Below are 13,756 nucleotides of genomic sequence, written 5' to 3' on the forward strand. Positions count from 1 at the left end.
ATGTCCTTGTGCCAGTCAGCAACCACGCGCCGCACAAAGTATTGAATTCACCATGAGTACCTTTCAGATTGCATTGATCATCGCCGGCGGCCTCGTGCTGGCAGTCGTCGTGGGCTACAACGCCTGGTCCACCCACCGAAATGCGCCCAAGCGTCCGAGCCCGGCCGAAAACGAGGTGTCGCCCGATGCGCCGCCGGTGCGCCACGAACCCGGCTTTGAAGGCATCGGCTCCGCGAGCATCGGTCCGGACCACGGCATAGAACCGAGTTTCGACGGGCATTCGGTCGATTTGAAGGACGCGCTGCAGATGCCTCTGCCGCCGGTCGAGCGCCGTGGCGGGCTCGATCCGCTGATCGACGCGCTTGCGCCCATCGTGGCCGACCAGATCGTCTCGGGCGATGCAGCGCTTGCCGCCTTGCCACCCACCCGCCGCGCGGGCAGCAAGCCGTTCGCGGTCGAAGGCTTGAACGAGATCACCCAGCAATGGGAAGTGCCCGTGGCCGGTCAGCGCTACAAGCAGTTCCAGGCGGGAGTGCAGCTCGCCAACCGCCTTGGCGCGCTCAACGAGATCGAGTTCTCCGAATTCGTGATGAAGGCGCAGAGCTTTGTCGATTCCATCGGCGCGGCGGTCGATTTCCCCGACATGCTGCACGAAGTTGCCCGCGCCCGCGAGCTGGACCAGTTCGCCAGCGAGCACGACGCGCAACTGAGTTTCATGCTGCGCGCCCGTCATGCTGCCTGGAGCCCTGGCTATGTGCAGCAGAACGCTGGCAAGGTCGGCTTCACGGCAGGTGCCATGCCCGGTCGTCTGGTGCTGCCTGCGGCCGAAGCCGGTCTGCCGCCGGTGCTCACGCTGTCGTATGACACCCAGGCCGCGCTGTCGGACGATCCCGAGCAGTCCGCGATCCGCGACATTCTGCTGAGCCTCGATGTGGCGCAGGTCAACCGGGTCGAGCAGCCGTTTGCGCGTCTGCGCGAGGTGGCCGCCGAGCTGTGCAAATCGATGGACGGCGTGCTCTGCGACCAGAACGGAACGCCGCTGCCCGCCATGACCATGGACCCGATCGCCGCCGATCTGGAAACCCTGTACGACAAGCTCGACACCCGCGAGCTGTCGGCCGGGTCGTTGCTGGCGCGGCGATTGTTTAGCTGATAGTTACAGATTTGAGGGCATTGGGTTTGCCCTTGCAGGGGCCGCTCATTCACAATGGCGGCCATTTTCATTTGGAATGCGTCGTTTCGTTGCGCGTCGATAGCGCATCCTTGCCAGTCGCCAGTGTCTTGAACGAGAGCGGCAGAAAGTATGCAACCGGCCATGTCCGACAGTCTTGATCTCTTTTCCGAACAGCCGCAGGAAGTGCCTGCCAAAGTCGTCGCCAAGGTGAATGAACTGCGCGAGCAGCTCAACCGCTGGGCGCACGAATACTATGTGCAGGACGCGCCCAGCGTACCTGACGGCGAATACGACCGCGTGTTCCAGCAACTGCAGGCGCTCGAAGCATCGTATCCGCAGATCGTCACGCCCGACTCGCCCACGCAGCGCGTGATCGGCGCGGTGCTCGACGGCCTCACGCCGGTGCGCCACGCCGTGCCCATGCTCAGCATCCAGACCGAGACCGACAACGAGGCCAGCGGAGCAATGGCCTTCGACGCGCGCATCCGCAAGGAACTGGAACTGTCGCCCGCAAGTCCTGCCGTCGAATACGTGGCCGAGCCCAAGTTCGATGGTCTTGCGATGAATCTGCGCTACGAGCACGGCAAGCTCGTCGGAGCCACCACACGCGGCGATGGCGAGGTGGGCGAAGACGTCACCCACAACATCCGCACGATCCGCCAGATTCCGCTGAACCTGCCCACAGACAAGGGCGTGCCGCCCGTGGTCGAGGTGCGCGGCGAGGTCTACATGCGCCGGGCCGATCTGGACAAGCTCAACGAGCGCCAAGCGGCCAGCGGCGGCAAGCTGTTCGCCAATCCGCGCAATGCGGCGGCGGGTGCGGTGCGTCAGCTTGACTCCAACATCGCGGCGCAACGGCCGTTGTCGTTCTTCGCTTACGGCCTTGGCGAAATCACACCCGCAGCCGATGGCGGACCGGATTTCCAGACGCATTACGGCATGCTGCAGACGCTCAAGGACTGGGGTTTCCCGGTCGCGCCGCAGGTCTGCGTGGCGCATGGTGCGGACGAGCTGGTGGCGTTCCACGAGCGACTCGGTGCCGAGCGCCCGACGCTGGCCTACGAAATCGACGGCGTGGTCTACAAGGTCAACAGTCTGGCGCTGCAACGCCAGCTTGGCTTCAAGTCGCGCGAGCCGCGCTGGGCCGTGGCGCACAAATATCCCGCGCAGGAAATGCCGACGCCGATGGAAGCCATCGACGTGCAGGTGGGCCGGACCGGCCGCATCACGCCCGTCGCGCGTTTGGCACCCGTGCAGGTCGGCGGCGTGGTGGTGACCAATGCCACGCTGCACAACCTGTTCGAAATCCGCAAGAAGGGCGTGCGCGTGGGTGACCAGGTGATCGTGCGTCGTGCGGGCGATGTGATTCCAGAGGTCGTCGGGCGCGTTCCCGGCGAACGTCCCGTGTACGTGCCGAATTTCCGCATGCCCAAGACCTGCCCGGTCTGCGGCAGCGCGGTGGTGCGCGAAAAGGGCGAAGTCAATCACCAATGCACGGGTGGCTTGTTCTGCCCGGCGCAGCGCAAGGAAGCCATCCTGCACTTCGCCGCGCGCCGCGCGATGGACATCGAAGGTCTGGGCGGCAAGCTGGTCGATCAACTCGTGGACGGCAATGTCGTGCGCGTACTGCCCGATCTGTATCGCCTGGGCCTGAGCGCGCTGTCGGCGCTGGACCGCATGGCCGAGAAGTCTGCGCAGAACGTGCTGGCGGCGCTGGAAAAATCCAAGCAGACCACGCTGCAGCGCTTTCTGTTCGGCCTCGGCATTCGCCATGTGGGTGAATCCACGGCGCGCGACTTGGCCAAGCATTTCGGCAAGCTCGACGCCATCATGGATGCAAGCGCCGAACAGCTTCTGCAGGTCAACGACGTGGGGCCGGTGGTGGCCGAGTCGATCCACACCTTCTTCGCCCAACCGCACAACCGCGAGGTGGTCGAGCAACTGCGTGCCTGCGGCGTGACCTGGGAAGAGGGCGAGCCCAAGCAGCAGGGCGAGCAACTGCTTTCCGGCATGACGGTGGTGCTGACCGGTACCTTGCCGACGCTGAGCCGCGATGAGGCCAAGGAAATGCTCGAAGCTGCGGGCGCCAAGGTGTCCGGCTCGGTGAGCAAGAAGACCAGTTATGTGGTCGCCGGGGCCGAGGCGGGCAGCAAGCTCGACAAGGCCCAGGAACTGGGTGTTGCCGTGCTCGACGAAGCCGGAATGCTCGCACTGCTGGGCCGCACGCCCGAGTAAACAGAACGAAGATTGCCCAAGAGCACTGCCATGCCCCAGAACGAAGACGACAACATTCAGGCCCAAACGTCTGAACCCACTCAGGACAAGGCGGCAGGCAGCATGCTCCAGCGGTTTCCATGGCCGGGCAAGCCGTGGAAATCCAAGCGCAATCTCTGGTGGCTGCTGGCTTCCGGGCCGATTGCGCTGTTTCTCTATGTGCTGATCCTGATTCCGTTCACACCGTCGATCAGCGATCTGCGCAAGGCCAAGACCGATCAGCCCGCGCAGCTCGTCTCCGCCGACGGCAGGCTGCTGGCCGAGTACAAATGGATCAACCGCGAATGGGTGCCGCTCAAGGGCATCGCCCAGCCGGTCAAGGACGCGCTGATCGCCACCGAAGACCATCGCTTCTACGAGCACTTCGGGCTGGATTGGAAGCGCACGCTGTCCGCCGTGGTGCGCACGCTCGGCGGTGACAAGCAGGGCGGCTCGACCATCACGCAGCAGCTCGCACGCAATCTCTACCCCGAGGAAATCGGCCGCGCGCCCACGCTGAACCGCAAGCTCAAAGAGGCGATCACGGCGCTCAAGATCGAGATGACGTACTCCAAGGACGAGATTCTGGAGACCTATCTCAACACCGTGCCGTTTCTCTACAACGCCTTCGGCATCGAGATGGCCGCGCGCACGTATTTCGACAAGTCGGCCGACGAGCTCAACGTGATCGAAAGCGCCACGCTGATCGGCATGCTCAAGGGCACGGTCTATTACAACCCGGTGCTCAACCCCGAGCGCGCACAGGACCGCCGCAACACCGTGCTCGCGCAGATGAAAAAGCGCGAAAAGCTCTCGGCGGCCGACTACGACAAGCTCATCAAGCGCCCGCTGCGCATCCGCTTCGAACGCCAGGCCGAGGTCAACGGCCTCGCGCCGCATCTGGCGCAGCAGCTGCGTCGCCAGTTGATCGACTGGGCCGACCGTGAGGGCTACAGCCTGTACTCCGACGGTCTGGTGATCCGCACCACGGTCAACGGCAAGCTGCAGGAAATGGCGAATCAAGCCATCGAAAAGCAGGGCCGCGCGCTGCAGGCCGTGGCCAACAAGGTCTGGGCACCGCAAAGCATCTGGGGCGCAAAGAGCCCGCTGGTGCAGCGTCTGGTGCGCGAAACCTCGCAGTACGAACAGGCGGTTGCCAAGGGCGGCAATCCGGACGAGGTGCTCAAGGGCTTGCTCGACAACGCCGATTTCATGGCCAAGCTCAAGCAGCAGAAGACGCGGCTGCAAGCGGGCTTTCTGGCGCTCGATCCGCGCGACGGCACCGTGCTCGCCTGGGTGGGCAGCCGCGACTACGCACAAGACCCTTTCGACCACGTGCAGGCCGCGCGCCGCCAGCCGGGTTCGACCTTCAAGCCGTTTGTCTACGGAGCAGCCTTTGCCAAGGGCATGCGGCCTGGCGACACCTTCATGGACCAGCCCATCGAGATTCCGCTCGATGGCGGCAAGCAGGTCTGGAAGCCGACCGACGACTCCGCGCCCAGCTACGCGCCGATGTCGCTGTCCGATGGACTCGCATATTCCAAGAACATCATCACCGCGCAGGTGATGCAGCAGGTCGGCCCGGAAAAAGTCGCCCAGCTCGCGCGTGCCATGGGTGTGCGTGAATCCAAGCTCGACGAAGTGCCTTCACTCGCGCTGGGCACCAGCCCGGTCACGCTCAAGGAAATGGTGGCCTCCTACGGCACCATCGCCAACGCAGGCGCGTATTTGGCTCCGACGGTGATCACCCAGATCGAGGACAAGGATGGAAAGGTGCTCGAAACCTTCGCCCCGGCCAAGGCCCAGCGCGCACTGGCGCTTGCGCCTGCGCAGGAGCTGCGCAACGCCATGCGCGGCGTGATCAACAAGGGCACGGGCGTGGCGATCCGTTCGCGCTACGGCATCAGCGCCGATGTGGCGGGCAAGACCGGCACCACGCAGGACAACACGGATGGCTGGTTCATCATGATGCATCCGCAGATGGTGGCGGGCGCGTGGGTGGGCTTCAACGATGGCCGCATCACGCTGCGCAGCGACTATTGGGGGCAGGGTGCGCACAGCGCGCTGCCCATCGTCGGCCAGGTGTTCCAGCAGGCGATTCGCGGCAAGATCGTGGACAGCAATCTGAAGTTCGTCGATCAGGAAGAACACAGCATTCTGGCGGACGCGATCGGCTCGGTGCGCAACTGGGTGGTCGATCTGTTTGGCCGCTCCACCGACCAGATCCAGCCGCCCGCCGCCACAACACCGGAAGTGCAGGGCTCGCAACTGCCACCTCGCCCGCAAACACCCGCTGGCGCGGACGATGGCTCGCGCCCCGAGATCGGCGAGGCCCCGCTCAAACCGCTGCAAAACGCCACGCCGGACGCTGACCCCGAGCCGCCATCGCAGCCACCGGCAGGCGCGGGAGAGTCGCAGGACCCGTTCTGGAATCCCTCTCAACATCCGCAGCAGCAGCCACCACAACCGCAGACCTCGCCTTGGCCGCATCTGCCGTCGCAGCCATCCAACGGACAAGGCGCGCAGCCGCCCATGCCCGCGAATGGCCAGGTGCTGCCACCACAGGCGCGCGCCAACCCACCGACCAATCCGCAACTGCAGGCGCAGACGACTCCCGCGCCGTATGTGCCGCAGCCATCCAACAGTCCTCCACCGCCGATGCCGGGCGGCGGGCAGACGGTGCAGCAACCAGCGGCGATGCCGGGCACGGTCGTCACGTCGCCGGTCGAACGCGGCGTGGTGGTACCGGGGCAGAACTGATCCGGCACCCCGGAAATGAAAAACGGCGCTCGAATCGAGCGCCGTTTTTATTGGGATGAGCGAACTCAGTGATCCGGCTTCGGTGCCGACAGATCGACGTTGTGCACGTTGTTCTCGGCGCCGTTCTTGCGGTCCTCGAACCACAAGCGCAACGAGGTGCTGACGGTGCGGAAAGCCAGTTCATCCCACGGAATTTCGTCCTCGCGGAAGAGGCGGGCTTCGATGGTTTCGTGACCGGGGTTGAACTGGTCGCTCAGCAGATCGGCGGTGTAGAACAAATGCACCTGCCCGACATGCGGCACGTTCACCAGCGAGAACAAACGGCCCATGCGGATCTGCGCACCGGCTTCCTCGTCGGTCTCGCGGGCTGCGCCTTCGGCGGTGGTTTCGTTCAGTTCCATGAAGCCCGCAGGCAGCGTCCACTTGCCCCAGCGCGGCTCGATGTTGCGCTTGCACAGCAGCACGCGGCCATCGGGCATCACCGGAATCGTTCCCACCACGTTGAGTGGATTCTCGTAGTGAATCGTGTGGCAGGCCGGACAAACGGCTCGCACGCGGGTGTCGCCATCATCGGGGACACGGTATTCGACAGCGGTGCCGCAGTTGCGGCAGAAACGAACAGGGGCACGAATGGTCATGTGGGCTATTGTGGCGCAGGAAACATGGGCACAGAGTGCAAGCAGGCTTGCGCCCAAAACTCCGTGCCGCGAGGGCGATCAGCGGATCAAACCAGCTTGACCTTGAGCGCTGGCAGGCCCGCAACGCCGCCTTCGAGCACATCGCCCTTGGAGACGGCCGCAACGCCTTCGGGTGTGCCCGAGAAGATCAGGTCGCCGGCTTGCAGCTCCCATGCCTGCGACAGTGCTTCGATGGTTTCTGCGATGTTCCAGATCAGTTGCGTGACTTCGCTGGCCTGGCGCTTGGCGCCATTCACATTCAACCAGATGGCCGCGTTGTTCACATCGCCAGCCTTGTCGGCGGGCACGATGGGGGTGATCGGGGCGCTGAAGTCAAAACCCTTGGCGATGTCCCATGGACGGCCCAGCTTCTTGGCTTCGGCCTGCAGGTCGCGGCGCGTCATGTCCAGGCCCACGGCGTAGCCGAAGATGTGCGCGGCAGCGTCGGCGGCCTTGATGTTCTTGCCGCCCTTGCCGAGCGCCACTACCAATTCGATCTCGTGGTGCAGGTCTTTGGTGAGCGTGGGGTAGGGCATTTCGCCGGTGGTGCCTTCCGTGACGACCAGCACGGTGTCGGCGGGCTTCATGAAGAAAAAGGGCGCTTCACGGCCCGAGTGGCCCATTTCCTTGGCGTGCTCGGCGTAGTTGCGGCCCACGCAGTAGATGCGGTGCACGGGGAACAGGGCGTCGCTGCCGACCACGGGAACGGTTGCAGCGGGAGCGGGGGTGAATACGTAGCTCATGGTGGTTCGATGTCTGCTGTTGTAGAGAAGGTTTTGCGAAACGTTTTGCGGAGCGAATCGGGAAGGAGTCCTGCCGGATCCGTCACAGTGTGCCATGCAAAAAGCGGCGTGGAACTCAGTAATGCCCACGCTGGCGCGATGCTGCGAGCTTGCGTATGCTTTGTGCCTTATGAAGCTCTTCAATTACTTTCGCTCCTCCGCCTCCTTCCGGGTGCGCATCGCGCTGGCTCTGAAGGGCCTCACCTACGACTACGTTCCGCTGCATCTGGTGCGCGCGGAGCATCGCGATCCCGCCTTCACCAAGCGTGTGGGCGATGCGCTGGTTCCCGCGCTCGAAACCGACGACGGCCATCTGCTCACGCAGTCCATGGCCATCATCGAGTATCTGGACGAAACCCATCCCGAACCCGCCGTGCTGCCCGCCGATGCACTGGGCCGGGCCCATGTCCGTGCGCTCGCGCAAATGATCGCCTGCGAGATCCACCCGATCAACAACCTGCGGGTGCTCAAGTACCTGCGCAATGACTTGATGGTGGACGAATCGGGCAAGGATGCTTGGTACCGTCACTGGACGCGCAACGGCCTCGAAGCCTTCGAGCGCCAACTTGCCTTGCTCGCCAAGGAGCGAGAAGCCGCAGGGTTGCCCGCATCGAAGTACTGCTGGGGCGACAAGCCGTCGATGGCCGATTGCTGCCTCGTGCCGCAGATCTTCAATGCCCAGCGCTTCCATGTCGATCTGGAAGGCTTGCCCCTGACCATGGCAGCGTTCACGGCTTGCATGGCCTTGCCCGCGTTCCAGAAAGCGCATCCGTCGGCTTGCCCGGACAATGAGGCCTGAGATCGATTTTCCGTGCCTGAGATGACGACGACAACGACTTCCCTGACTGACAAGCAAGCCACCGACTGGCTGATTCCCGACTGGCCCGCTCCCTCGAATGTGCGAGCACTGTGCTCGACCCGCGCTGGCGGCGTGAGCACCGGCCCATATGCAAGCCTCAATCTGGGCGACCATGTGAACGACGACCCGCTCGACGTGCAAGCCAATCGCGACATCTTTTCGCGCGAATTGCGTGTGCGTGATGGCGTCGCGCATCCGGTGTTTCTGCAGCAGGTGCATGGAACCGATCTGCAATGGCTTGACGTCCAGTCCATCAATGGAACGACCGCCGATGCGTGTGCCACGCAGAACCAAGGTGTGGCCTGCGTGATCATGGTGGCTGATTGCTTGCCAGTGCTTTTTGCCGACGATACCGGTTCGGTGGTCGCTGCGGCGCATGCCGGTTGGCGCGGCTTGGCTGGCGCAGCACCAGGGCAGGGCGTGCTCGAAAAGACGCTTGCCGAAATGCGCACTGTCGCCTCGGGCAAGCTGATGGTTTGGCTCGGCCCCTGCATCGGACCGGATGCGTTTGAAGTGGGTGCGGAAGTGCATGAAGCCTTCTGCTCACATGATGCCAATGCGGAGCAGCATTTCAGATCACTTGGCGAAGGCAAGTATCTGTCCGATCTTGCGGCACTAGCCAGACAGCGTCTTGCGGCGGCGGGCGTCCGCAGCATTCACGGCAATGACAGCACCAAGCCTTGGTGCACCGTCAGCAATCCCGAGCGCTTCTTCTCTTATCGCCGCGATCAGCGCGCGCTAGGGGGAAGCGGGCGGCTTGCCGCTGCCGTCTGGCTCGACCGCTGAGTTCGCGGCGTTCACCGCGTTCCTTTCCTGTTGTTTCTGCTGCTCCAGCTCCCATTGCCGCATCGCCTGTTCCTCGCGGGCCTTGCGCATGCGTTTTCGCACGGGCGTGCTGAAAATGTAGACGATGATGGACACAGGCAGCAGTCCATAGAGCGCGAAGGTGATGATGCCCCCGAGCAGGCTGCCGTTGATGGCACTGGCTTCGGCCACTGCCATCATCAGCGTGACGTACAGCCATGCGATCACCACCAATATCAACACCATAGAAGTAAAACTCCGAAACAACAAAAGCAGGCCATGTCACTCTGAATTGCCTGAAAGGTCTTGCGCTCGCTGTACGATGCTCGAACCGGTAATCAAATAAACCGGCATCGCAACGCGACCGTAGGAGACACCATGGATTCTGACGCACAATGGGCCGAAGGAGCCCGCCAATTCCAGCAGTTGTGGGAGGAGAGTTGGAGCAAATTGCTGCAATCAATGCCTTCTGCGGATTTGGGTGCCTTGACCGCTTCTGTAAAGCCTCAGGCGCAAGTGAGCATTCCTCCGGAAAAGCTCGCTGAACTGCAGCAAAGCTACCTTAAGGAAATACAGTCGCTGATCGCCAGCGGCCTGCAGGAAACCGCGAAGCCGCCCTCCGATCGCCGCTTTGCCGGAGAGGGTTGGAGCAAGAACCCCGTGGCTTCGGCCGTTGCGTCCACCTACATGTTGCAGGCCAAGACCCTGATGGGCATGGCGGATGCGGTGCAGGGCGACGAAAAGACCCGCCAGCGCATCAAGTTCGGAGTCGAGCAATGGCTGGCCGCCATGGCACCAAGCAACTTCCTCGCGTTCAACGCCGACGCACAGAAGATGGCCATCGAGACCCAGGGCGAGAGCATCGCCAAGGGCGTGGCCAACATGCTGCACGACATGCGCCAGGGCCATATCTCGATGACCGACGAGAGCAAGTTCGAAGTGGGCCGCAATGTGGCCACGACCGAAGGTGCCGTGGTGTTCGAGAACGAATACTTCCAACTGCTCGAATACAAGCCGCTCACCGCCAAGGTCTACGAGCGCCCATTCCTGCTGGTGCCGCCTTGCATCAACAAGTTCTACATCCTCGACCTGCAACCCGACAACTCGGTGATCCGCCATCTGGTGGCCGAAGGCCACCGCACCTTCGTGGTGAGCTGGCGCAATCCAGATGAGTCCATGGCGCAAGCCACCTGGGACGACTACATCCAGAACGCGGTCATCAAGGCCATCGAAACCGTTCAGGACATCAGCGGCGCGCCGCAGATCAACACGCTGGGCTTCTGCGTGGGCGGCACCATGCTGGTCAACGCGCTGGGGGTGCTGCAGGCGCGTGGTGAATCGCCAGTGGCCAGCGCGACGCTGCTGACGGCGCTGGTCGACTTCACCGACACCGGCATTCTCGACGTGTTCATCGACGAGAACTTCGTGCGCTATCGCGAAATGCAGATGGGCAACGGCGGGCTGATGAAGGGTCAGGATCTGGCATCGACCTTCAGCTTCCTGCGCCCCAATGATCTGGTGTGGAACTACGTCGTCGGCAACTATCTGAAGGGCGAAACGCCACCCGCATTCGACCTGCTGTACTGGAACAGCGACTCCACCAATCTGCCCGGCCCTTGGTATGCGTGGTACCTGCGCAATTTCTATCTGCAGAACAACCTGCCCAAGCCCGGCGGCGTGACGGTGTGCGGTGAGCAGCTCGATCTCTCCAAGGTCAATCTGCCGATGTACATCTACGGCTCGCGCGAAGACCACATCGTGCCGATTCAGGGTGCTTACGCCTCCACGCAGGTGTTCCCCGGCAAGAAGCGATTCGTGATGGGCGCGTCCGGCCACATTGCCGGCGTGATCAACCCACCAGCGAAGAAAAAACGCAGCTACTGGGTGCAGTCGCTGACCAAGTTCCCCGCGTCGTTCGACGACTGGCTGTCGGGTGCCTCCGAGCACCCGGGAAGCTGGTGGACCGACTGGTCCGAATGGCTCGCGGGCCATGGCGGCAAACAGATCGCCGCGCCCAAAGCCTACGGCAAGGGCACGAAGTACAAGGCCCTGGAGCCCGCGCCCGGCAGCTACGTCAAGCAGAAGGCTTGAATCGCATGGTCACCGTGAATCTGGCTTTCTACACCATTTCGAGGTGCGGAAAGTCCGGTTCGCGGGTCTCTGTAAGGGCAAGCCATGAGAGGGTAAGCCTGTGCTCCTGTTTGGCCGGAGTCACGTAAGAATCACACCATTGAAGATGTCGTGACGGCAGCAGGCACAAGCAGCAAGTTCATCAAGTCCAGCATTCGGAAGTCAGGTGCCCCACTTGAATCAGGAATGCTCGCCAATCAGCAAGAAAGGTCCGTCATGAGTGAAGAAATCGTCATCGTCTCCGCAGTCCGAACGCCTGTTGGCAAGTTCGGCGGAAGTCTCGCCAAGGTGCCAGCCACCGATCTGGGCGCGATCGTCATCAAGGAAGCGCTTGCGCGCGCCAAGGTGCCGCTCGACCAAGTGGGCGAAGTCATCATGGGTCAGGTGCTGACCGCCGGCGCGGGCCAGAACCCGGCTCGCCAGGCCATGATCAAGGCAGGCGTTGCCAAGGAAACCCCGGCGCTCACCATCAACGCAGTCTGCGGCTCTGGCCTCAAGGCGGTGATGCTGGCTGCCCAGTCCGTTGCCACCGGCGACAGCGAAATCGTGGTCGCGGGCGGTCAGGAAAACATGAGTGCCTCGGCGCACGTGCTGCCCAACTCGCGTGACGGCATGCGCATGGGCGACTGGAAGCTGGTCGACACGATGATCGTGGACGGCCTGCTCGACGCCTACAACCACTACCACATGGGCATCACGGCCGAGAACGTGGCCAAGCAGTTCGAGATTTCCCGCGAACAACAGGATGCTCTGGCGCTCGCCAGCCAGAAGAAGGCTGCGGCTGCACAGGACGCAGGCCACTTCAAGGCCGAGATCGTGACCGTGGAGCTGCCTCAGAAGAAGGGCGATCCGATCAAGTTCGATGCCGACGAATACATCAACCGCAAGACCGACGAAGCCGCCCTGGAGCGTCTGCGTCCCGCCTTCGACAAGGCGGGCTCGGTGACCGCGGGCAATGCATCCGGACTGAACGACGGCGCCGCTGCCGTGGTCGTGATGACCGCGAAGAAGGCCAAGGAACTGGGCCTGACGCCGCTGGCGCGCATCGTCTCTTTCGGCACGACAGGTCTCGATCCAACGATCATGGGCATGGGCCCCGTGTCGGCCACCAAGAAGGCGCTCAAGCGCGCTGGCTGGAAGGTCGAGGACGTGGACCTCTTCGAATTGAACGAAGCCTTTGCCGCCCAGGCCTGCGCCGTGAACAAGGAGTTGGCCGTGGACCCTGCAAAGGTCAACGTGAACGGCGGCGCGATTGCGCTGGGGCATCCAATCGGTGCGTCTGGCTGCCGCGTTCTGGTTTCGCTGCTGCACGAGATGGAGCGTCGTGGTGCCAAGAAGGGTGTCGCCGCGCTTTGCATCGGTGGCGGCATGGGGGTATCGCTGGCAGTGGAACGGTAATCGCTCACAGGAAAATTGACCGAATCAATCCATTCGGTCCATTAAATTGTGAGAAATCGTTGCATCCAGTGTTTTCCTGAAGTCAGCTCGGAAAATTCTTCGCTAGAGTGAAATCCGGATCCAATCATCATTAACAGGAGATAGGCGTGAGTCAAAAAGTAGCGTACGTCACAGGGGGGATGGGCGGCATTGGTACCGCGATTTGCCAGCGTTTGCATAAGGAAGGGTTCAAAGTGATCGCAGGTTGCGGTCCTACCCGTGACCATGCAAAGTGGCTTGCGGAACAGAAAGCCCTCGGTTTCACCTTCTATGCATCCGTCGGCAATGTCGGCGACTGGGATTCCACGGTCGAAGCCTTCGCCAAGGCCAAGGCCGAGCACGGCACCATCGACGTGCTGGTGAACAACGCGGGCATCACACGTGACCGCATGTTCGTCAAGATGTCCCGCGAAGACTGGGATGCCGTGATCGAAACCAACCTGAACTCCATGTTCAACGTGACCAAGCAGGTCGTGAGCGACATGGTCGAAAAGGGCTGGGGCCGCATCGTCAACATCAGCTCGGTCAACGGCGCAAAGGGTCAGGCGGGTCAAACCAACTACTCCGCAGCCAAGGCCGGCATGCACGGCTTCTCGATGGCGCTGGCGCAAGAGCTGGCCAACAAGGGCGTGACGGTCAACACCGTGAGCCCTGGCTACATCGGCACCGACATGGTCAAGGCCATTCGCCCCGAAGTGCTGGAAAAGATCGTGGGCTCCGTGCCTGTGAAGCGTCTGGGCGAGCCCAGCGAAATCGCATCGATCATTGCCTGGCTGGCGTCGACCGAAGGCGGCTACGCTACCGGCGCTGACTTCTCGGTCAACGGCGGCCTGCACATGCACTGATCGAGCCCCGCTTTCCTCTGGCCTTGCAAGCTTTC

11 protein-coding genes are annotated in these 13,756 nt (G+C 62.7%); 8 read left to right on the plus strand and 3 right to left on the minus strand.

The window, feature by feature from the left end; all coding sequences use genetic code 11:
• Positions 1-52: 52 nt before the first annotated feature.
• The 3 genes from G7048_RS23360 to G7048_RS23370 all read left to right on the plus strand — a co-directional run bounded on the left by G7048_RS23360 (position 53) and on the right by G7048_RS23370 (position 6,187).
• Positions 53-1,153, plus strand: a complete 1,101-nt coding sequence (locus G7048_RS23360) for a cell division protein FtsZ (RefSeq protein ID WP_166070427.1) — start codon at positions 53-55, stop codon at positions 1,151-1,153.
• A 162-nt stretch (positions 1,154-1,315) separates the two neighbouring features.
• Complete coding sequence (gene ligA, locus G7048_RS23365; RefSeq protein WP_166070428.1) at positions 1,316-3,409, plus strand: NAD-dependent DNA ligase LigA; 2,094 nt, start codon at positions 1,316-1,318, stop codon at positions 3,407-3,409.
• A 102-nt stretch (positions 3,410-3,511) separates the two neighbouring features.
• Positions 3,512-6,187, plus strand: coding sequence for a penicillin-binding protein 1A (locus G7048_RS23370; RefSeq protein ID WP_166071144.1), 2,676 nt, complete (start codon positions 3,512-3,514; stop codon positions 6,185-6,187).
• A 65-nt stretch (positions 6,188-6,252) separates the two neighbouring features.
• Here the strand turns inward: G7048_RS23370 and G7048_RS23375 are convergent, their stop codons facing one another.
• Together G7048_RS23375 and G7048_RS23380 are read right to left on the minus strand one after the other, a co-directional pair.
• On the minus strand, positions 6,253-6,825 hold the full coding sequence (locus G7048_RS23375) for an NUDIX hydrolase (RefSeq protein ID WP_166070429.1): 573 nt from the start codon (positions 6,823-6,825) through the stop codon (positions 6,253-6,255).
• An 86-nt stretch (positions 6,826-6,911) separates the two neighbouring features.
• Positions 6,912-7,607: a fumarylacetoacetate hydrolase family protein gene (locus G7048_RS23380; RefSeq protein WP_166070430.1), complete on the minus strand. Its 696-nt coding sequence runs from the start codon at positions 7,605-7,607 to the stop codon at positions 6,912-6,914.
• A gap of 169 nt (positions 7,608-7,776) precedes the next feature.
• Here G7048_RS23380 and maiA point away from each other — a divergent pair, with 169 nt between their 5' ends.
• Both maiA and pgeF read left to right on the plus strand, forming a co-directional pair.
• Positions 7,777-8,445, plus strand: a complete 669-nt coding sequence (gene maiA, locus G7048_RS23385; protein WP_166070431.1) for a maleylacetoacetate isomerase — start codon at positions 7,777-7,779, stop codon at positions 8,443-8,445.
• A 21-nt stretch (positions 8,446-8,466) separates the two neighbouring features.
• Positions 8,467-9,291 (plus strand): peptidoglycan editing factor PgeF, encoded by an 825-nt coding sequence (gene pgeF / locus G7048_RS23390; protein WP_166071145.1) that lies wholly within the window; start codon positions 8,467-8,469, stop codon positions 9,289-9,291.
• On the opposite strand, the gene G7048_RS23395 is transcribed toward pgeF, so the two are convergent.
• Positions 9,244-9,549: a YjdF family protein gene (locus G7048_RS23395; RefSeq protein ID WP_166071146.1), complete on the minus strand. Its 306-nt coding sequence runs from the start codon at positions 9,547-9,549 to the stop codon at positions 9,244-9,246. The genes pgeF and G7048_RS23395 overlap by 48 nt on opposite strands.
• Before the next feature lie 138 nt (positions 9,550-9,687).
• On the opposite strand from G7048_RS23395, the gene phaC reads away from it, so the two are divergent.
• From phaC to phbB, 3 genes are all read left to right on the plus strand, one after another.
• Positions 9,688-11,400, plus strand: coding sequence for a class I poly(R)-hydroxyalkanoic acid synthase (gene phaC / locus G7048_RS23400; RefSeq protein ID WP_166070432.1), 1,713 nt, complete (start codon positions 9,688-9,690; stop codon positions 11,398-11,400).
• Positions 11,401-11,655: 255 nt separating this feature from the next.
• Entirely contained in the window at positions 11,656-12,837 is a 1,182-nt protein-coding gene (locus tag G7048_RS23405; protein WP_166070433.1) for an acetyl-CoA C-acetyltransferase, read from the plus strand.
• Between the two features lie 146 nt (positions 12,838-12,983).
• Positions 12,984-13,721, plus strand: coding sequence for an acetoacetyl-CoA reductase (gene phbB, locus G7048_RS23410; protein WP_166070434.1), 738 nt, complete (start codon positions 12,984-12,986; stop codon positions 13,719-13,721).
• The last annotated feature ends 35 nt before the right edge of the window (positions 13,722-13,756 follow it).

The organism is Diaphorobacter sp. HDW4B (assembly GCF_011305535.1).
In the GTDB taxonomy this organism is placed as follows: Bacteria; Pseudomonadota; Gammaproteobacteria; order Burkholderiales; family Burkholderiaceae_C; genus Diaphorobacter_A.